We start from the raw sequence: 18,330 nt of genomic DNA on the forward strand, positions 1-18,330 counted from the left end.
GGTACGGGACGCCGCGGCAGGCCGCGACTGCGTGGCAGGACTCAGTCGACGATGCGCAACTGGTAGCCGACCCCCGGTTCGGTAATGATGTAGCGGGGCCGCGAGGCATCGTTCTCGATCTTGTGCCGCAGATTGCTGATATTGACCCGCAGCACCTGGGGCTGATCGACATAGGCAACTCCCCAGAGTTGCTTGAGAATCTGGTTATGGGTGATCACCTTGCCGGCATGGTTGATCAGCAGCCGCAGCAGATCGTATTCCGTTGGCGTCAGTGAAACTTCCGCACCCCGCAGGGTTACCCGGCGACAGGCCAGATCCACCTCCAGGTCGCCGGAACGGAACACCGGCTCGGCAGCCTGCACCACCCGGCGCAATGCCACCCGGATACGGGCCAGAAGCTCGGCCATGCCGAACGGCTTGCTCAGGTAATCATCGGCGCCGGCGTCAAGCAGCGACACCTTGTCGTCCTCCCGCTCCCGCACCGACAGAACGATGACCGGCACTGCCGACCACTCCCGCAGCCGGTTCAGTACCTCGACACCGTCCATATCCGGCAACCCCAGATCCAGCAGTACCAAGTCCGGCTTGAAAAGTGCCGCTGCCGAGAGCGCGGCGGCACCGGTATTCGCCACCTGCAGCGCAAACCCTTCCACATCCAGAACCGAGCGCAGAAAGCGCTGAATAGCCACCTCATCGTCAATCAGCAGCACTTTCGGCGGACTCGTATCGCGTTTTTCGAGGCTCATGCGCGGGCTCCGCAAGGGATCAGGCCAGCTGTCCGGCCCACAACGGAATAATCGTTACCATTACTCCAATGCCGACCGTACTATATGCGTCTGCCCCGCCACTGAGGAGTAAAAATTACATTATTTTCAATAAAGAATCCATAAAGAAATACACACCAAACACCACAGACAGCCGTTTTTATACAATCACGCTTCGTAAAAACATACTGCGACACCCCACACCTTCTCCCCGATCTCCCAACAGACACCGGTCCCCTCACCACCCCAGCGCCCCGAACCACCCAGACGCATACCGGCCAAATCAGGCGCCCAACACGCCTCGCGCCGCACCAACTCATTGCACGCGCAACAAAACAGATGACAACGATTGCATAAACATGAAATTCAACACATTTATTGATTTTAAAATACTTATTTTATTTGATTTTTTCAGAAAAATTATTACGACAAAAAATTCTATTGACACAATATAAAACAGCGTATCAGTATTTCAACATAATCAAATCACTGTTCCGGGAACACCTCCTATGAGGCCAGCTTCAATGGGACTTTCATGAACAAACAGCGTCGCATATACGAAGTACGGCCGCTCACCAGCGGCCTTGACGTGCGTGCCGCCCTGCCACCGGACCGGGACAGCCGGCCCCTTCCGGATGCCGCAGAAACGGCTCGGCCGGGAAATTATCCCCTGCGATGCTCGACGGTACCGCGGTGCTGTCGAAACAAGATGCGGCTGCATGAAGCCCCAGATGGAATCTATGACCTCTCACGAGAAAGGAGAACAGGACCATCTCAGATCATTTTGGCAAAGCGAACGTAGTGCGGCGTACGAACCAAAACGGATGAAAGGAGAACGGAACATCATGGCGGAAAGAGCGTATGACTGGACAGCAATAGCCCAAAATCCCAAATTCATCGAACTACACAACAAGAAGACAGCCTTCCTGTTCGGCTGGTGGATATTCTCCACCGTCTATTACTTCCTGCTGCCGATCGGTGCTGCCTACGCACCGAGCCTGTTCAAGATCAAGGTACTGGGCACCATCAACTTCGGGTATATCTTCGCTCTGTCCCAATTCATCGTTTCCTGGGGGCTGGCCCATTACTATGCCCATGTTGCCAACCGGGATTTTGACCGACTGACCAAGGAACTGGTCGCTGAACTTCATCTGTAGCAAAGGGGGATATACGACATGACGTTGAAGAATCTTTGCATTGCAGCAGCAATGACCGCAACCGTCGCCGCAGCCGCCTTTGCTGAGGAACCGAAGAAGGCACCAGCCGGGGCAGCCCCCGCGGCAACGGCACCGGCTGCCGCACCCGCTCCCGCCGCAGCGACCGCTCCCGTTTCCGCCGATGCGAAACCTGTCGCCGCTCCGGCCGCACCGGTTCAGAAGAAGCAGTTGAAAGCCAACAAAGCCATCACCCTGTCCATGTTTGCGGTGATCATTGGTATCACCATGGGCGTCGTGGTCTGGGCCGCCAAGCGGACCAAGACGGCCTCCGACTTCTACGCCGCCGGCGGCGGCATCACCGGCACCCAGAACGGCTGGGCCATTGCCGGCGACTACATGTCCGCCGCCTCCTTCCTGGGGATTTCCGGCATGATCTCCCTGTACGGTTACGACGGCTTCATGTACTCGGTGGGCTGGCTGGTGGCCTACATCACCGTGCTCCTGATCGTGGCCGAACCCTGCCGTAACGCCGGCAAGTACACCCTGGGGGATATCCTTTCCTTCCGCACCTCCCCCAAGCCGGTACGGGCCGTGGCCGCCCTGGCCACCGTGGCCGTCACCACCTTCTACCTGACCGCCCAGATGGTGGGTGCCGGCAAGCTGATGGCACTGCTGGTGGGCGTATCATACCAGAGCGCCATTATCGGCGTCGGCATCCTGATGGTTGGCTACGTGGTGTTCGGCGGCATGACCGCCACCACCTGGGTGCAGATCATCAAGGCCGGCCTGCTGGTCTCCGGTGCGCTGCTGCTGTCCGTACTGGTGGGGGCCAAGGCCGGTTTCAACCCGATCGGTTTCTTCGCCGATGTCGTCAACAACCCCAACATTCAGGATCACGTCTCCAAGCTGGTGCTGCGTGACGGCATCACGCTGACCGGCGAGGATGCCGGCCAGCGTTTCCTGGAGCCGGCCCTGTTCATGAAGAACCCCCTTGACCAGATCTCCTTGGGGATGGCCCTGGTGCTGGGTACCGCCGGCATGCCGCATATCCTGATGCGCTTCTTCACCGTGCCCACGGCCCAGGCAGCCCGCAAGTCGGTCATCATCGCCATGTGGATCATCGGCGGTTTCTACGTGCTGACCACCCTGTTGGGCTTCGGTGCCGCCATCCATGTCACTCCGCAAGGGATCACCTCCGTCGACGCCGGCGGCAACATGGCCACCCTGCTGTTGGCCCAGCAGTTGGGTGCCGATATTGCGCCGATCGTCGGTGACATCTTCCTGGCCTTCCTCTGCTCCGTGGCCTTCGCCACCATCCTGGCAGTGGTCTCCGGCCTGGTGCTGGCGGCCTCCGCCGCCATCGCCCACGACATCTACGTGAACGTGGTCAAGGACGGCCATGCCGACCAGCATGAGCAGGTTACGGCGGCCCGGATCACCTCCCTGGTGGTGGGTGTTATCGGCATCGCCATCGGCATCGCCGCCGAGAAGCAGAACGTGGCTCACCTGGTGGCCCTGGCCTTTGCCGTGGCCTCCTCCGGCAACCTGCCGGTGGTGGTGCTGTCGCTCTTCTGGAAGAAGATGAACACCGCCGGCGTTATCGCCGGTCTGGTGGTGGGTACCATCGTCTCCATCGGCCTGGTGCTGGTCTCCCCCAACATGACCTATCCCAAGGTGGTTGCTGCCGGCGCCCAGAAGGTGATCGCCGCCATGGAGAAGAAGCAGGCCGCCCTGCCGCCGGGTGCCCAGCTTGACGAGAAGGATGCCAAGGCCCTGGCAAAGGCCACGACCGACTACGAGAAGAACAAGGATGGCACCTCCCTCATGGGCCTGGACAAGCCGCTCCTGACCCTGAAGAACCCCGGTATCATCTCCATTCCGGTGGGCTTCCTCGCCGCCATTCTGGCCGCGCTGATCTGGCCCTGCAAGCGGGCCGAGGAGATGTGGGACGAGATCTACGTCCGCCAGAATACCGGACTCGGCATGGCCAAGGCCATCGACCACTGACCGGCCTCACCTCTCCGGTCGGTACCACAACGCCCTTCCCTCGTCAGGGGGAAGGGCGTTGCTCTGTCTGTCTGCCACTTTTTTGTCCCGGCGTGGACTGCCCCGTTGACAAGCGGCGCCGCAGGTCCTATTAGTAGCTGACACGCAGCACACTCATGACCACGAGGCCGTCATGGAGCCCCTTTCCCGCCGACAACAGGAAATCCTCTCGCTGATCACCGACTGCCTGGCAACACAGGGACGCGCTCCCTCGGCGCGGGACATTGCCGAGCGACTCGAGTTTCCTTCACAACAGGCGGTGGTCCAGCATCTCACCGCCCTTGAACGCAAGGGCTACATCCGGCGGAGCGGGGGACGCTCCGCCTCCATCTCGTTATGCAACGGTTCAACAGCACGACAGCAGGAGTGCCTGCCGGGGGTGGACTGGGATCATTGCTATTTTCAGCTTCCCGTGGTGGAGCAGACCGAACCGGGCATGCAGGAGCCCGACCCGGAGCAGACCGTGGAGCAGGTGTCCCTCGACCGCTTCGGCAGGATGAGCGGCGCCCGTTTCATGCTGAGAGTCCAGGGGGACGCCATGCGCGGTGCCGGTATTGTGGAGGGTGATCTGGCACTGGTGCGTCCCTCGTCCAGCGACACCAGTACCGGCGATATCGTGGTGGTGCACCTACATGGCGAAACCATGGTGCGTCGCTGCCTGCACGAGCAAGGATTCATCCGGCTGCAGCCGGAAAACCCCGCCTTTGACCCGATCTTTGTCCGCCACGGAGCTCCCGGTTTCCACATCATCGGTGTTGTCACCGGCATTTTCCGGATGCAGGAAGCCGGCAAAATCTGGTAAGCCCGCGCCCCCTACCCGGGAACCACGAAAAAAAGCACGGCCCGCACCTGTTGGAGCGGGCCGTGTTTTGATGCTGTCTCTGCAAGCGTGGGACCGAACGAAAATATGGGGCTGACAAAGAAGGACTAGCCGTTCTCGCCGGAAGCCAGGGGGAGCTCCTCCTGCACCTCGAAGGCCGGTGCCTCATCCAGGGCGCTGATCTCCCGTAGGGTGGGCAGCCCCTTCAGATCCTTCAGGTTGAACACCTCCAGAAATTCACGAGTGGTGCCGTAGATGATCGGCCTGCCCGGTATATCCTTTTTCCCCAGAATTTTCACCAGCCGCTTGTCGAGCAGGGTTTTAAGCACCGCGCCGGTGTCCACGCCGCGCAGGTATTCGATCTCCTGGCGGGTGACCGGCTGGCGGTAGGCCACGATGGCCAGGGTTTCCAGGGCAGACTGGGAAAAACGGGCCGGTTTTCCCTTGACCAGGCGGGAGAGATAGGGGGTGAGCTCGGCAACGGTACGCAACTGCCAGCCGCCGGCCACCTCAACCAGCTGCAGGCCCGAGCCACGCCGCTCGTAGTCGTCACGCAGCTCCTGCAGCGCAATCCTGACTGCCGCCCGGTCGTACTCCGGCAGCAGTTCAGTCAGGCGGTCAAGACTGACCGGGCTTTCCGACACGAAGATAATCCCTTCCACGATGGCATTAAGGGAGAGGGTCGACATCATCGGCTCCGTCGGGGTGTTCGGCGGGGGTCACCGCCGGGAAGATATGGATGGCGCCGTAGCGGCTCTGCTGGATCACCCGCACCAGCCGGATGCGGCACAGCTCCAGCAGGGCCAGGAAGGAGACCACTAGGCGCTCCCGGGTCATCTCCTCGTTGAAGAGGTCGTCGAAGCAGAGGGACTCCCGCTCCTGCAACAGGCTCAGGATTTCGTTGACCGCGTCCACGATGCTGAGGGTCTCCCGGGCCGCCACTTCATGGACCCTGGCCACCGGCAGGCGGGCCAGGAGCAGCCGGAATGCCTCCACCAGCTCGAACAGTTCCAGCTCCAGCGGCCCCTCGTCAGGCCCCAGGCCGGCGAGTTCCGCCTCTGCCACCGGTCGGACGAACACCTCCCGGCCCAGCAGTTCGCGGGTGCCCAGTTCAATGCCGGCATCCCGGTAGCGCTGGTAGTCGATCAGCCGCCGCACCAGCTCGGCACGGGGGTCTTCCTGCTCCTCCCCTTCCCCCTCCTCACTTTCTTCCACGGGCAGCAGCATCCGCGACTTGATCTGCAGCAGGGTGGAGGCCATTACCAGGAAGTCCCCCACCAGGTCAAGGTTCAGCTCCTGCAAAAACTTGAGATAGTCCAGGTACTGGCGGGTGATCAGGGCGATCGGGATGTCGTAGATATCCAGCTCGTTCTTGCGGATCAGGTGCAGCAGCAGATCAAGAGGCCCCTCGAAGACATCCAGCTTGATGCTGTACCCCTGCCCCGCTCCTTCGAACAGTCCCTGATCACCGGTCGCCGGCAAGGACATTTCAGACCTTCAGGGCTGCCCGTACATCCTGCATGGTGGTTGCGGCAACAGCGGCAGCCCGTCGGCTCCCCTCCGCCAGCAAATCATCCACAAAGGAGGCGTCCCGGGCCAACTCCACCCGTCGCGCACGGCAGGGAGCCAGACGCTCGTTGATGCAGTCGCTCAAGATTTTCTTACAGTCCACACAGCCGATCGCCGCGCTTTTGCAGGCCGGCACGATCTCCTCCAGCGTCTCCTGCGGCACGTAGATGCGGTGCAGGTTGAAGGCGACACAGCGCTCCGGATCGCCGGGGTCGGCCCGGCGTATCCGCTGGGTATCGGTCACCATTGCCTTGATCTTGGCAGCGGTCTCCTCGGCAGTCTCCGAAAGGTAGATGGAGTTGTTGTAGGACTTGCTCATCTTGCGGCCGTCCAGCCCCAAAAGCTTGGGGGTCTCGGTCAGCAGCGCCTCCGGCTCGGGGAAGACCTGACCGTAGAGATGGTTGAACCGCCGGGCGATCTCGCGGGTGATCTCCAGGTGGGGCAACTGGTCGTGTCCCACCGGCACCCGCAGAGCCCGGTAGAGAATGATGTCGGCCGCCATCAGCACCGGGTAGCCGAGGAACCCGAAGGTGGAGAGGTCGCGCTGTTCGATGTTGTCCAGCATCTCCTTGTAGGTGGGGTTGCGCTCCAGCCAGGAGACCGGCGTGATCATCCCCAGGATCAGGTTCAGTTCGGCATGCTGGGCCACCTGGCTTTGTTCGAAGATGACGCTTTTCTGCGGATCGAGTCCGAAGGCAACCCAATCCAGCACCATGTCGCGGGTGGAATCCTTGATGCCGGAGGTATCGGCATACTCGGTGGTCAGGGAATGCCAGTCCGCTACGAAGAAGAAACAGTCGAACTGCTCCTGGATGGCGATCCAGTTTTCCAGGACGCCGTGATAGTGTCCGATATGGAGACGCCCGGTGGGGCGCATGCCGCTAACTACGCGCTGTTTCATGGGTGTTGTCCGTCCTTGCCTGTTATTGCATCAGCGGTTTGAGTATCTGGAATTTGCCCGAACCGACCAGCAGATCGAAGGCCAGTGAGTGCAGGGGAAGAATGAGCGGATTAATGATGCGGGTCACCACCAGGAGCAGAATGATGATCATGCCGAAACGCTCCAGGCCGGCCAGGGCATCGGACAACGGCCGGGGCAGAATCCCCACCATGATCCGTCCGCCGTCCAGCGGTGGAATCGGCAGCAGGTTGAAGATGGCCAGCAGCAGGTTGATGTAGATCGAGAAGATCAGCATCAGCAGGACCGGGGTCAGTACCATGCCGGCCAGACCATCGGCGGGCACTGCCGGCACCACCCCCACCAGCCCGCGGAAAACCACGGCGGACAGAACCGCCAGCACCATATTGGTGATCGGTCCGGCGGCAGCCACCCAGATCATGTCCCGCGCCGGGTTGCGCAGGTTTTCCGCCACCACCGGTACCGGCTTGGCCCAGCCGATGCCGATCAGCAGCATCATCAGCGTGCCGACAATATCCAGGTGCTTCAGGGGGTTGATGGTCAGACGGCCCAGCATCCGAGCCGTGGGGTCGCCGAAGTGCCAGGCCACGTAGCCGTGGGCCACTTCGTGAAAGGTGATCGCCATGAGGCCGGGAACCAGCATGATCGAAATTTTCAGTAGGTAATCTTCCATTCCGGCTCCTCTGCTCAGAAAGGATTAAGTACTAGCAGAAGCAGGCGATGAAGTCAATCGAGGCCCCGGCCGCTTGACGCAAAAGGGCGGGAGCACGCTCCCGCCCTTTTGGCTGCCTGTTCCGAACCGGAGACCCGGATCAGATATCGTAGTACAGAGCGAACTCGAGCGGTACCGGACGCATACGGACCGGGTTGACTTCCGCCTCGGTCTTGTACTCGATCCACTTTTCGATGACATCAGGGGTGAAAACGTCGCCCTTGAGCAGGAACTCGTGGTCGTCGGCCAGGGCCTTCAAGGCATCTTCCAGGCTTCCGGGAGCGGACGGAATATCCTTCAGCTCCTCGGGCGTCAGACCGTAGATATCCTTGTCCAGAGGCTGGCCCGGATCGATCTTGTTCTCGATGCCGTCAAGGCCGGCCATCAGCATGGCGGCAAAGGCCAGGTACCCGTTGCAGGACGGGTCGGGAGTACGGTACTCGATCCGCTTGGCTTTGGGGTTGGTGGACATCATCGGAATCCGGATGGAAGCAGAGCGGTTCCGGCTGGAGTACGCCATGTTCACCGGTGCTTCGAAGCCCGGCACCAGACGCTTGTAGGAGTTGGTGGTGGGGTTGGTGATGGCGCACAGCGCCTTGGCGTGCTTGATGATACCGCCGATGTACCAGAGGGCCATCTGGGAGAGCCCGCCGTACTTGTCGCCGGCAAACAGGTTCTGGCCGTCCTTCCAGATCGACATGTGGCAGTGCATGCCGGAACCGTTGTCGCCGTAGAGCGGCTTGGGCATGAAGGTAACGGTTTTGCCGTTGCGGTAGGCCACGTTCTTGATAACGTACTTGAACCACTGCAACTGATCGGCAATGTCCACCAGGGAGGAGAAGCGCATGTCGATCTCGGCCTGGCCGCCGGTGGCCACCTCGTGGTGCTGACACTCGACCCGGATGCCCACCTTCTGCAGCTCCATCACCATTTCGTTGCGCAGGTCGTTCTGGGAGTCAACCGGCGAACAGGGGAAGTAGCCTTCCTTGTGGCGCGGCTTGTAGCCCAGGTTGGGGAACTCTTCGCGGCCGGTGTTCCAGGCGCCTTCGACAGAGTCAACCACATAGAACGCCTGGTTGGCGCTGGAATCGTAGCGGACTTCGTCGAAAATGAAGAATTCTGCTTCCGGGCCGAAGAAGGCGGTGTCGCCGATACCGGTGGACTTCAGGTATGCCTCGGCCTTCCGAGCGATGTTGCGCGGGTCGCGGGAGTAGTCTTCCTTGGTGATCGGATCGAAGATATTGCAGATGAGCGACAGGGTCGGCACCGCAATGAAGGGATCGATCTTGGCGGTGGTCGGATCGGGAAGCAGGATCATGTCGGAAGCATGGATCGGCTGCCAGCCGCGAATGGAGGAGCCGTCAAAGCCCTGGCCCTCCTCGAAGGTGTCCTCGTCGAATTCAGTGATCGGCACCGAGACATGCTGCCAGGTCCCGATGAAATCCATGAACTTGTAATCGACCATCAACACGCCATTTTCCTTGGCAAATTCCACTACCTGTTTCGGGGTCATCAAACGTCTCCTTTCACGTATGAATGTGCGTACACAAACTCTTGCACGGGCCGTCCTGGCCCTTACAGCGCATCCTCACCGGTCTCGCCGGTGCGTATGCGGATAACCGCCTCCACCGGAGTGACGAAAATCTTGCCGTCACCGATGCGACCGGTTTTCGCCGCCGTTTCGATGGCCTCGACCACCTTGGGAAGGATCGCGTCACTGACAATGATCTCAAGCTTGATCTTGGGGATGAAGTCCACCACGTACTCGGCTCCCCGGTACAGCTCGGTATGCCCCTTCTGGCGTCCGAACCCCTTGACCTCACTGATGGTAATTCCCTGAATGCCGATTTCGTTCAGGGCCTCCTTCACCTCGTCAAGCTTGAACGGTTTTATGATCGCCTCAACTTTTTTCACACGATACCTCCTTCCTTGGTCTGAACCGAATCGGTACCTACTCACGGTTGCATGCGTATGCGGACAGACAATGTGCATCACAGGAATGCAAGCATGCTGCCAACTAAGCACCCCACCATAACACACTGATATTACTTGACTCGAAGAAACAGACTCCGGCAGCAGCTGCCTGGTCATGCACGATTTTTCAGCACACACGCAGAATTGTGCACAATAAAAGTGCACACCCGACCAACAATGGCTCAGGCTGCCAACTCTTTAAGCTCTCTGATGATCTCAACCTGCCGCTGGTTGATGTAATAGGCGAGTGATTGCTGGGACTGACGTTCGGATTGAAATTCGGCAATGCAGATGTAGGGGGAAGTCTCACCGATGAGCCGTACCACGGTGCAGGTGACGGCGATCTCCAGAGGCCGGGAGTGATCGGCGACATCGAGCTTGAGCACCAGTCGAAGTTCTGCGCCCGGCTCAATGCCCGTAACATCGGCACACTCGATGGCGACGCCGCCCAGGGAGATGTCCCTGACCGAACCGCCGAGAACGGTGCCGTCGACAACATGCAGGTCGACATCGGCCGTGCGTCCCTCCAGGTTCACCCTGACGAAACGACGCAGGTCGGAGTGGATTTTGGCGTAGTGGAATCCGGTCAGGATGGCCCGCTTGCGGGCGGTGTTGACATAAAAAACGTCCGCCAGGATATCCTCCCTGAACGGACTTTTGGGGTGCGCGCGCAGCAGCGCCTTCTTTTCGATGGCCATGACCTTGGCCTGGTATTCATGCACTTCGAACTCCGCCATCTCGTTTTCCAGCGAAAGCAGACGGGCGTCGTAGGATACCGGGATCTCCTTGTAGTAGTTGAGCAGGGAAAAGGTTTCGCTCACCATCCCCTTCAAAAACTGGGCAATAACCAGGGAGTCTTCCCGCTCGGTTCCCCGGACCACCAGATCGTAATATGCAGGTGCCATGCGTGTATACATCCTCTGAAGCTACTGAAATTCCATTGACCGCAGCCGCTCGAATACCGTAGGCTATCTAGCAGAAATCAACGCGCATCACAAGCGCCAATACTGAAATGCCCCGTACCGAGGACCCCGTGCCCCTCCTCCTGCTTGCCATTGCCGTTGTCATCACCCTGCTGGCTCCTGCCGGCGTTGCGGCGGACATTTACCGCTTCGTCACCATCGACGGCATCGAGACCTTCACCGACGCTCCGCAGCAAAAGGATGCCCAGGTGGTGGTCAGAAGCAGCCGTTCCCGCTCACCTGCCGCGCGACCGCTCCGCACGACATCGGCAACGAACCCGCGACCGCAGGCGTCTCCCTCCCTGCGGGAAATCATCGAGAAAACCGTCCAGAACCAGCTGCAACCCGTTGAAAATGCAAAAACTGTGGAGACCGTGTTACCGGTGACCGGCACCATCACGTCGGGAGTCGGCATGCGGGTCGATCCCATCGACGGCGCCTGGCGGCACCACAACGGTATTGACATCGCAGTGCCGGAAGGCACGCCGGTCAGGGCGGTGGCCGACGGCAACGTCGTCTACGCCGGTTTCCGTTCCGGCTACGGCTGGACCGTGCTGCTGGAGCACAGCGGCGGCATGATCACCCTTTACGGCCACAACAGCAGAAACACGGTTGACCCGGGGCAGGCGGTCAAAAAGGGGGACACCATCGCCCTGGCCGGCAGCACCGGCCGTTCAACCGGCCCCCACGTCCACTTCGAAGCCTGGCAGTCGGGCAGCAACATCAGCGCCGCCTTCATGCCCGGCAGCGGTATCAGGGTGGCCTCCGCCGCCGCTCCCGCGGCGCCGTCCGTACCGCGCACCCGTTTCCGTCGTGAGATTCTGGCCGACGGTTCCCTGCTCATCTCCAACGTTCCGGCGTCCATACCCTGAGTTCGCCGTTTTTCCCCGATGGATTTCCGCCATGCCCGATCGTCGCTACCTCATACCGTTTCTCAGCCTCTGCCTGATCAACTTTGTTGCGTTTTTCAGCTCCTACCTGCGCCTGCCGGTCATGCCGCTCTACGCTGCCTCCCTGGGGGCCGACCCGACCCGGGTCGGCATCATCAACGGCGCCTTCATGCTGACCGCGGGCCTGCTCTCGATCCCGGCCGGCATGCTGGCCGACCGGCTGGGCAGAAAGCCGCCGATCGTCATCGGCTCCCTTGCCATTGCCTGTTCCTCGCTGTTGATTCCGATCTGCAGCCTGCCGTTGCAGATGGCCGGGGCCTACGTCCTCTTCGGCGCCGGTCTGGCTGCCTTTGCACCGGCCATGATGTCGCTGGTGGCGGACATCGTACCGTCGGAAAAGTTCGGACAGGCCTACGGCTGGTACACCACGGCCGGCTACTTTGCCATGACCATCGGGCCGGCCACGGGTGGGCTGCTGGCTGAATCAGTGGGACTACGCACGGTATTTGCCATCTCCGGCGGCCTCACCCTGGCGGTCACCCTGACCGCGGCCGCGCTTCTTCCCCGGGGACGGGGCAGGCACCGTTCGGAACTGCACACCATCCTCGGCAGCAGCATGGTACTGCTGCGTAACCATCACCTGCAGGCCTGCCTGCTGGCCACCGTCGGCAGTTGCATCGGCTACGGCATCTTCCTGACCTTTCTGCCGCTGTCGGCGGTATCCCACGGCCTTGTTCCCGGCCAGGTCGGTATCATCTTCGCTGCCCAGGCCATGACCAACGTGATCAGCAGGATTCCGATCGGCACCGTTGCAGACAAGGTCGACCGGCGCTGGATCGTTGCCGCCGGCCTGATTGTCCTGTCCCTTGCCCTGGGAGGGTTGGGGGGTACGGATCAGCTTGCCGCCATGCTGGTCTGCGCCGTTGTCCTGGGAATCGGCATGGCTCTTATTTACACCGCCGTCGGCGCCCTGATCGCCGAACAGGTCCCCCCGGTTCAGCGCGGACTGGCCATGGGGATGTATCACAGTTGCGTTTTTCTGGGAATGATGGCAGGGGCCACCACCATCGGTATTGCCCTGAAACGGATCAGCTTCTCCACCGGCTACCTCGCAGGCGGCGGCATGGGGCTGTGCACACTGCTCGGCTTCATCGCACTGTCCCGCTCGCAGCGCGGCCAGCCTCCCTTATCTTCCGCACCGGAGCCGTAACCGAACAGAGCTGGAGGTACAACCCATGCGCGCTTCATCACGGATCATCACCGTCGTTGCTCTGCTCGCGCTCGTTTGGGCCGCTGCCGCCGGAACGGGGTCTGCGGCATCAGGGGCGCCACCGCTCCCCACCGTTCCGAAGGTCGACCTGCCCCGCTACATGGGGCTCTGGCATGAGATAGCCCGCCTTGACCACTCGTTCCAGCGGGGATGCGGCAAAAGCAGCGCCACCTACACCCTGCTGCCCGACGGCGAGGTGGAAGTGCTCAACCGCTGCGTAGACCTTGCCGACGGCCACCTGCGCGAGGCCAAAGGACGGGCTTGGTCCGTCGATCCGGTGGGGAACGCCCGCTTTAAAGTAAGCTTTTTCTGGCCGTTCCGGGGAGATTACTGGGTCATCGACCTGGGCAGGGAGTACGAATACGCCGTGGTGGGCTCCCCCAATCGTCGCTACCTCTGGATACTGGCGCGGCAACCTTCGCTGGACGAACCGGTCTACCGCGACATCGTTGAGAAGCTCCGGCGTCAGGGCTTCCCGGTTGAACAGTTGACCAGAAAATGAGCCGCGGCCCAACCATATCCACCGCAGCCGGCAGATACTTCCTGAGCGACCGGATCAGGGACGAGGTGAACTTCCGCTCCACCGCCCAGGCGGAAGGAGGGGCGCCGCCGCCGGTACAGAAGCCGGTGGCTGCAAACAGCAGGATCGTCACCCTGCCGCCCCCGCAGGAGTGCGCCATCCCTCCCTGCGACCTGCGGGCCGCCATCGCCCGCCGGGAAAGCCGGCGACGCTTCACCGGAGAGCCGCTCTCCCCTGCCGAGCTCTCCTTCCTGCTCTGGGCAACCCAGGGAGTCCGCTGCGAGCTGCACCAGGCGGCGGTACTGCGTACCGTCCCCTCCGCCGGCTGCCGTCATCCTTTTGAGACCTACCTGGCCGTGCTCAATGTCGCGGAGCATACGCCGGGGATCTATCGCTACCTGCCGCTGGACCACGCCCTGGTCGTTGAACGGGAACCGGACAATCTTGCGGCCCGCGTTGTTGCCGCCACCCGGGGGCAGCAATTCGCCGGCCGGGCAGCGGCCACCTTCTTCTGGACCGTGCTGCCGGAGCGGACCGAATGGCGCTACGCCGAGGCCTCCTACAAGGTCATCGCCCTGGATGCGGGCCACGTGTGCCAAAACCTCTATCTTGCCTGTGAAGCCATCGGTGCCGGCACCTGCGCCATTGCCGCCTACGATCAATCCCTGAGCGACGACCTGCTGGGCGTGGACAGTACGGAGGAATTCACAGTGTATATCGCCCCGGTGGGAAAGGTGGGCGGATGTTCAGGGTAGCCCCTCAAACGAAAATGCCCCTGCGGGCGGCGGACAGCGCACCCACAGGGGTATCTCTTCAAGCAAATTGGTGGGGCGGTGTCAATCAAACTGATTGTACAACATACCGAAACAAATAAATTAATTCAGTTCACAAAAACAGACATACCCCCAAATATACCACCAAGTTTTCACCCTGTTAGCCACCATGACCCTAAGATGCAGCCGGGTCAATCAGCCGCCGAACATCCTGAACGTTCCAGCAGGTGGTCCGTTCCCCTAACTTGATCGGCTGCGGATAGCGACCGGACTTGACGCCCGACCACCACGTGGACTTACTCACCGGAATAATCGGGGGTATCCCCTTCTTCTTATCCCCCAGGATTTGCGACAGCCTGACCAGACCGGTTTCCGGGAGTGCGTTATTTTTTGATGATTGCATACCTGCTTCCTCAGAATGGCAGATTGTCATGGTTCCCACCCTGCCCTTCCCCAGACTCTCTACTACTCTCCACCTCTCTCAAATCCAGCTGAACTTCTTCATGTTTTTCAGGTAGAGAGTTAGGGGAGAGTTGCAACTCTCTACATTCAAAGCCGTTCTGTTCCAGCAGCATCCGGTATTCATGGCGGGTAATCATCAGTTCCGCATAGCCTTTGACATGCCGCGTCCGCAGGCTCATGGTTTTGAGCTTGAGCCCCAACCCCTGGGGGCTGGTTTTATAGCCTTCCGCCCTGCCTTCATTGAGCCTGACCAGGATGTTGCCTTGCGAGATACTCCATTCTTCCAGCCGGTCATAGCCGCCTGCTTCGCTGATCTCCTTGACGATGGCAGCGATACGCCCTTCCGTGGTGTCCTGGCGGGATTCTATCTTATCGCTGGCGATCCGCCTGAGCGCGTGCAGCAGTTCCAGGCTCTGCCGTTTCACCAGCATGCTGATTTGCAGGAGTGGTTTGGAGATGTCCCACAGGCGGCCACTAATGCCTTCTAGCGGTTTCAGACTGGGGAGTGCGGCAAAGAGATGTTTGGCCCGCCACGCCGTGAGCCGTTCTTTCAGTTCCAGACCCAATTCAGGCCGGGGGTTCTCATAGTCGCCGGGACAGTTCGGCATGATGATAGGCAAGCATCTGGTTCCCAGGATTTTATGCAGTTGCTCATTGGTGGCAATGATGGTGGGGCCGTAGATGTCATAGCGGTCCGTGTCAAGGAAGGCTCCCAGGTCAGGCCGGTTGACGCGCACACATTTGACCCCCTTTTCAGCTCGCAGCAGGAGCAGGTCTTCACTTTGGCTTTGGGCTGCTTTTTTGGAGACATCCATGAGGTCCAAGAACAGGGTGCCGTGGAAGTTTTCAGTATAACGGAAGATGATGGGCTCCCGCAGTTCAATGAGATGGCTGGCCCGGAAGGAGACGTAGGAAGCGGATTTGCCGGTCCTGCTTTTACCCCGCTCCGGCACGGCATAGAAGAGGAGGTAGCCGCAGTAGTCTATGTCGCGGTGGTCGTGCAGGTAGGTGAGGAAGATATAGTAGACCACCAGCGGCCACTGTTCGGCGTCAAGGGCGGAGAACCGCTTGAGGTAGGCCAGGAGGTCGTCATAGAGGGTGGTGTCGTCCTGGCTGTAGTAACGCTGCACTTCACCGGCACGGGGCAGCAGGAAGGGGAAGTGCTGTTCGTCGGGTATGGTGAGGGTTTCAGTGTCCGTGGTGTGCTGGTCCGAGAAGACAAGGTGCCCATCCTGAACCGTGCAGTAGAGCAGTTGGCCGTCATCATTTTTGCAGACATCAACTAGGCCGGGGAAGTAGGCGGAGAGTTTACCATTCTGTTCGTTCATGAAAACCTCCCGGCGGTTTCTGCGGCTTCAGTAGCCGCCAGGATTTTTTCATGTTTTGCCCCCATCCGGTCAGTACCGTCCGACAAGACCTCCTGAACGAACGACTTGAACAAGGCAGGCCCCAGATAGGTCTGGATCATTGCCAGGGACGGAGCATACTGTTGCTTGATGAAGTTCATGGTGTCGGAGACAAGCTTTATTGCCTGTTCCGTGGCAAGCCGTATCTTCTCCGTGCTCTGCAACCATTGAGCCCACCAGGATTGCAGGGAGCAACGGCTTTTGTTGGCGTCGTCATCGTTGATGATGGCGAAATAGGTGTTGATGATGCCGGTTGCCAGTGAGCCGATCGCCTCACCGCTGGAGAGGAGCTTTGCGGCTTCCTGAGCCCGCTTGTCCCGCAACTGGATTTCAAAGCGTATCCAGTGACCGTCAAGGTTACTTTCCTGTGCTTTGTCATAAATGCGGAACTGGATGCTTGATTTGGTGGAGCCGAGATAGATGGTATCCCCGGTTACCTTTTGCCCCTTTTCAAAGCTACCTTTCTGGATTCTGCGCCATTCCCTGAACTGGGTGCGTATCTGCTGTTCATGGTCCTGAATGGCGGACCAAACGCTTCCCAGGGTAAGCAGGCCGTCAACATTGTCTATTGCCAGATCAAGGCGGGTAAACTTGGCATTGGCGGCAAGAATAATCTGAAAGAGCGACTGCCAGGGATTCCGGGTGAAATATCCTTCATAGAGTCGGCACCCCTGGCCGGACATTTCCACATGACAGCCCATGTTTTCCCGGCCATTGAAATAGATACTGATGTTGCCGAGCTTGAGGGAGGAGCGATACCCGGAGAAGCCAAAGGAGCATTGCGAGAATAAATCAGGATCAAGGTTGATAAGTGATGCAACGGCTCGGGGATCATCAAGTTTGAAGGTGAATGAGGCCCAATCAAGAAGAAAACGGTTATTAGGGGGGATTGAAATTTCTGCCCCCCTGTTAGCTATGGGGGGCTCCGGGGTTTTCTCAGCCTGCGGCTGTCCCGCCGATCCGAACAGGGAACCGGCCCCCAGGCCGGAAACCCTGTCCGGTCGGCCGGGGTCATTGTCGGTATTCAATTCTATGTTTAGTTCGCCGGTAGATACAAAAATAGCCACGACAACTTCCTTTCTGCACATGCGTGCGCTTGGATGTTGCCCATGGCTTGCTTACTACGTTCAGTGACGGTTGGCCGGCTTACGGGGCAGTGAATGAGTATGTAGACCGGCGGCATCCCCCAGGGATACCACCGGTCATGGTGCCTTAGTTCTGTGCTGCCAGTAACAGTGTGGCATGATCAGGGGAAACCAGTTGCGCACCAAGCTTGCGCGTTGCTGCTTTGAGAATGTACTCGACATACTGTCCTCCCTTTCCTGTGACCTTTACCTTGATTGGCAGTTTACTACTGTCAATGACGATCATTTGCCTTTCACCTCCTTTCCTGCAAAAAATGCCTGCCTGCCCATGCTCAGGACATCGGTAAACAGGTCGTGCATGTCTCTTATCTTTTTAGCCAAATGGGTGAGACCGTATTTCTTCGCCGTCTCCAGTTCCTCCAGTCCCACTTCCAGGATATTCCGGGCAAGGCGCTGGCGTTTTATATCGCCCCGGTCGGCCAAGCGGTCAAGACGGTCAACAATCGCTTTGCTGATCCGCAGAGGGATAGGCATTTCCGAGGCCTTGTTTTCATCGGATTTGCGGGAATCGGCCTTATCCTTCGATTCGGTAGCGTTGCGGATAATCAGAGCAACCTGAAAAATACCGACATATTCGAGCGCTTCTATTTCCTCAATACCGGTTGTCAAAAGGTTCACCATGAGTTTGTGCCGGGACAGCCCGGCATGCTCTGCCATTGCTTTCAAGCGTTCGAGCAGTTCGGTTTCCAGGTTGACCGTGAATTGTATTTCGTTGTCTTTGGCGGTCATAGCGGCCCCGTCTTAAAAATAAGTTGTCTTGGATTTTAGATATCTTGTTTTTTCAGACAAAGTCAAGAAAAAAATTACACACTCCTAGTGGCCGAAGTTAAGACATTGCGGTTAATCATCCATGGATGCTTGCTTCAGGGGCTTCAAGTGATGCAAGGACATCTAAACAGGGAAGTTTTTTGTACATGGCGACTCCATCTTTGTGATAAAGT

At 59.5% G+C, this 18,330-nt stretch carries 20 protein-coding genes; 7 read left to right on the top strand and 13 right to left on the bottom strand.

All coding sequences use genetic code 11. From position 1 onward, the window contains the following. Window positions 1-41: 41 nt before the first annotated feature. Complete coding sequence (locus RAK07_RS09025) at window positions 42-746, bottom strand: response regulator (protein ID WP_305732505.1); 705 nt, start codon at window positions 744-746, stop codon at window positions 42-44. A gap of 863 nt (window positions 747-1,609) precedes the next feature. Between RAK07_RS09025 and RAK07_RS09030 the strand changes: the two genes are divergently transcribed. The 3 genes from RAK07_RS09030 (at window position 1,610) to lexA (ending at window position 4,769) form a co-directional block, all read left to right on the top strand. After that, window positions 1,610-1,921: a DUF485 domain-containing protein gene (locus RAK07_RS09030; protein ID WP_305732506.1), complete on the top strand. Its 312-nt coding sequence runs from the start codon at window positions 1,610-1,612 to the stop codon at window positions 1,919-1,921. Between the two features lie 18 nt (window positions 1,922-1,939). Then, on the top strand, window positions 1,940-3,928 hold the full coding sequence (locus RAK07_RS09035) for a solute symporter family protein (protein WP_305732507.1): 1,989 nt from the start codon (window positions 1,940-1,942) through the stop codon (window positions 3,926-3,928). Between the two features lie 172 nt (window positions 3,929-4,100). After that, window positions 4,101-4,769, top strand: a complete 669-nt coding sequence (gene lexA / locus RAK07_RS09040) for a transcriptional repressor LexA (RefSeq protein ID WP_305732508.1) — start codon at window positions 4,101-4,103, stop codon at window positions 4,767-4,769. Between the two features lie 125 nt (window positions 4,770-4,894). Here the strand turns inward: lexA and scpB are convergent, their stop codons facing one another. From scpB to RAK07_RS09075, 7 genes are all read right to left on the bottom strand, one after another. Then, window positions 4,895-5,476 (bottom strand): SMC-Scp complex subunit ScpB, encoded by a 582-nt coding sequence (scpB, locus tag RAK07_RS09045; RefSeq protein WP_305732509.1) that lies wholly within the window; start codon window positions 5,474-5,476, stop codon window positions 4,895-4,897. Beyond that, a complete protein-coding gene (locus RAK07_RS09050; protein ID WP_305732510.1) occupies window positions 5,457-6,275 on the bottom strand; it encodes a segregation and condensation protein A in 819 nt (272 codons plus the stop codon). The genes scpB and RAK07_RS09050 overlap by 20 nt, the downstream gene beginning before the upstream one ends. A gap of 1 nt (window position 6,276) precedes the next feature. Beyond that, on the bottom strand, window positions 6,277-7,257 hold the full coding sequence (gene trpS, locus RAK07_RS09055) for a tryptophan--tRNA ligase (protein ID WP_305732511.1): 981 nt from the start codon (window positions 7,255-7,257) through the stop codon (window positions 6,277-6,279). A gap of 22 nt (window positions 7,258-7,279) precedes the next feature. Beyond that, window positions 7,280-7,948 carry a site-2 protease family protein gene (locus tag RAK07_RS09060; RefSeq protein WP_305732512.1) on the bottom strand — a complete coding sequence of 223 codons (669 nt, stop codon included), beginning with the start codon at window positions 7,946-7,948 and terminating at the stop codon, window positions 7,280-7,282. A gap of 139 nt (window positions 7,949-8,087) precedes the next feature. After that, window positions 8,088-9,500, bottom strand: a complete 1,413-nt coding sequence (gene glnA / locus RAK07_RS09065) for a type I glutamate--ammonia ligase (protein ID WP_305732513.1) — start codon at window positions 9,498-9,500, stop codon at window positions 8,088-8,090. Window positions 9,501-9,562: 62 nt separating this feature from the next. After that, a complete protein-coding gene (locus RAK07_RS09070) occupies window positions 9,563-9,901 on the bottom strand; it encodes a P-II family nitrogen regulator (RefSeq protein ID WP_305732514.1) in 339 nt (112 codons plus the stop codon). 242 nt (window positions 9,902-10,143) lie between these two features. Beyond that, complete coding sequence (locus RAK07_RS09075; RefSeq protein ID WP_305732515.1) at window positions 10,144-10,866, bottom strand: PilZ domain-containing protein; 723 nt, start codon at window positions 10,864-10,866, stop codon at window positions 10,144-10,146. 128 nt (window positions 10,867-10,994) lie between these two features. Between RAK07_RS09075 and RAK07_RS09080 the strand changes: the two genes are divergently transcribed. The 4 genes from RAK07_RS09080 to RAK07_RS09095 are packed head-to-tail and all read left to right on the top strand — an operon-like array spanning window position 10,995 to window position 14,358. Further along, window positions 10,995-11,795: a M23 family metallopeptidase gene (locus RAK07_RS09080; protein ID WP_305732516.1), complete on the top strand. Its 801-nt coding sequence runs from the start codon at window positions 10,995-10,997 to the stop codon at window positions 11,793-11,795. Between the two features lie 31 nt (window positions 11,796-11,826). Further along, window positions 11,827-13,023 (top strand): MFS transporter, encoded by a 1,197-nt coding sequence (locus RAK07_RS09085; protein ID WP_305732517.1) that lies wholly within the window; start codon window positions 11,827-11,829, stop codon window positions 13,021-13,023. 25 nt (window positions 13,024-13,048) lie between these two features. Continuing rightward, window positions 13,049-13,585, top strand: a complete 537-nt coding sequence (locus RAK07_RS09090; RefSeq protein WP_305732518.1) for a lipocalin family protein — start codon at window positions 13,049-13,051, stop codon at window positions 13,583-13,585. Beyond that, entirely contained in the window at window positions 13,582-14,358 is a 777-nt protein-coding gene (locus tag RAK07_RS09095; RefSeq protein WP_305732519.1) for a SagB/ThcOx family dehydrogenase, read from the top strand. Before RAK07_RS09090 ends, RAK07_RS09095 begins: the two co-directional genes overlap by 4 nt. 193 nt (window positions 14,359-14,551) lie before the next feature. Here RAK07_RS09095 and RAK07_RS09100 read toward each other — a convergent pair whose 3' ends face one another. From RAK07_RS09100 to RAK07_RS09120, 5 genes are all read right to left on the bottom strand, one after another. Continuing rightward, the gene (locus tag RAK07_RS09100) at window positions 14,552-14,779 is read right to left on the bottom strand and encodes a helix-turn-helix transcriptional regulator (protein WP_305732520.1); all 228 of its coding nucleotides are present in this window, start codon (window positions 14,777-14,779) and stop codon (window positions 14,552-14,554) included. A 10-nt stretch (window positions 14,780-14,789) separates the two neighbouring features. Next, window positions 14,790-16,166, bottom strand: coding sequence for a hypothetical protein (locus RAK07_RS09105; protein ID WP_305732521.1), 1,377 nt, complete (start codon window positions 16,164-16,166; stop codon window positions 14,790-14,792). Further along, entirely contained in the window at window positions 16,163-17,311 is a 1,149-nt protein-coding gene (locus RAK07_RS09110; protein WP_305732522.1) for a replication initiation factor domain-containing protein, read from the bottom strand. Before RAK07_RS09110 ends, RAK07_RS09105 begins: the two co-directional genes overlap by 4 nt. A gap of 145 nt (window positions 17,312-17,456) precedes the next feature. After that, window positions 17,457-17,615, bottom strand: coding sequence for a hypothetical protein (locus RAK07_RS09115; RefSeq protein ID WP_305732523.1), 159 nt, complete (start codon window positions 17,613-17,615; stop codon window positions 17,457-17,459). Next, entirely contained in the window at window positions 17,612-18,118 is a 507-nt protein-coding gene (locus tag RAK07_RS09120; RefSeq protein WP_305732524.1) for a hypothetical protein, read from the bottom strand. Before RAK07_RS09120 ends, RAK07_RS09115 begins: the two co-directional genes overlap by 4 nt. Window positions 18,119-18,330: the final 212 nt, after the last annotated feature.

The organism is Trichlorobacter ammonificans (assembly GCF_933509905.1).
Lineage (GTDB): Bacteria > Desulfobacterota > Desulfuromonadia > Geobacterales > Pseudopelobacteraceae > Trichlorobacter > Trichlorobacter ammonificans.

What these genes read in the sequence shown, in the direction of transcription:
- RAK07_RS09025 (WP_305732505.1), bottom strand. Translation starts at nt 746, where the DNA reads ATGAGCCTCGAAAAACGCGATACGAGTCCGCCGAAAGTGCTGCTGATT.
- RAK07_RS09030 (WP_305732506.1), top strand. Translation starts at nt 1,610, where the DNA reads ATGGCGGAAAGAGCGTATGACTGGACAGCAATAGCCCAAAATCCCAAA.
- RAK07_RS09035 (WP_305732507.1), top strand. Translation starts at nt 1,940, where the DNA reads ATGACGTTGAAGAATCTTTGCATTGCAGCAGCAATGACCGCAACCGTC.
- lexA (WP_305732508.1), top strand. Translation starts at nt 4,101, where the DNA reads ATGGAGCCCCTTTCCCGCCGACAACAGGAAATCCTCTCGCTGATCACC.
- scpB (WP_305732509.1), bottom strand. Translation starts at nt 5,476, where the DNA reads ATGTCGACCCTCTCCCTTAATGCCATCGTGGAAGGGATTATCTTCGTG.
- RAK07_RS09050 (WP_305732510.1), bottom strand. Translation starts at nt 6,275, where the DNA reads ATGTCCTTGCCGGCGACCGGTGATCAGGGACTGTTCGAAGGAGCGGGG.
- trpS (WP_305732511.1), bottom strand. Translation starts at nt 7,257, where the DNA reads ATGAAACAGCGCGTAGTTAGCGGCATGCGCCCCACCGGGCGTCTCCAT.
- RAK07_RS09060 (WP_305732512.1), bottom strand. Translation starts at nt 7,948, where the DNA reads ATGGAAGATTACCTACTGAAAATTTCGATCATGCTGGTTCCCGGCCTC.
- glnA (WP_305732513.1), bottom strand. Translation starts at nt 9,500, where the DNA reads ATGACCCCGAAACAGGTAGTGGAATTTGCCAAGGAAAATGGCGTGTTG.
- RAK07_RS09075 (WP_305732515.1), bottom strand. Translation starts at nt 10,866, where the DNA reads ATGGCACCTGCATATTACGATCTGGTGGTCCGGGGAACCGAGCGGGAA.
- RAK07_RS09085 (WP_305732517.1), top strand. Translation starts at nt 11,827, where the DNA reads ATGCCCGATCGTCGCTACCTCATACCGTTTCTCAGCCTCTGCCTGATC.
- RAK07_RS09090 (WP_305732518.1), top strand. Translation starts at nt 13,049, where the DNA reads ATGCGCGCTTCATCACGGATCATCACCGTCGTTGCTCTGCTCGCGCTC.
- RAK07_RS09095 (WP_305732519.1), top strand. Translation starts at nt 13,582, where the DNA reads ATGAGCCGCGGCCCAACCATATCCACCGCAGCCGGCAGATACTTCCTG.
- RAK07_RS09100 (WP_305732520.1), bottom strand. Translation starts at nt 14,779, where the DNA reads ATGCAATCATCAAAAAATAACGCACTCCCGGAAACCGGTCTGGTCAGG.
- RAK07_RS09105 (WP_305732521.1), bottom strand. Translation starts at nt 16,166, where the DNA reads ATGAACGAACAGAATGGTAAACTCTCCGCCTACTTCCCCGGCCTAGTT.
- RAK07_RS09115 (WP_305732523.1), bottom strand. Translation starts at nt 17,615, where the DNA reads ATGATCGTCATTGACAGTAGTAAACTGCCAATCAAGGTAAAGGTCACA.
- RAK07_RS09120 (WP_305732524.1), bottom strand. Translation starts at nt 18,118, where the DNA reads ATGACCGCCAAAGACAACGAAATACAATTCACGGTCAACCTGGAAACC.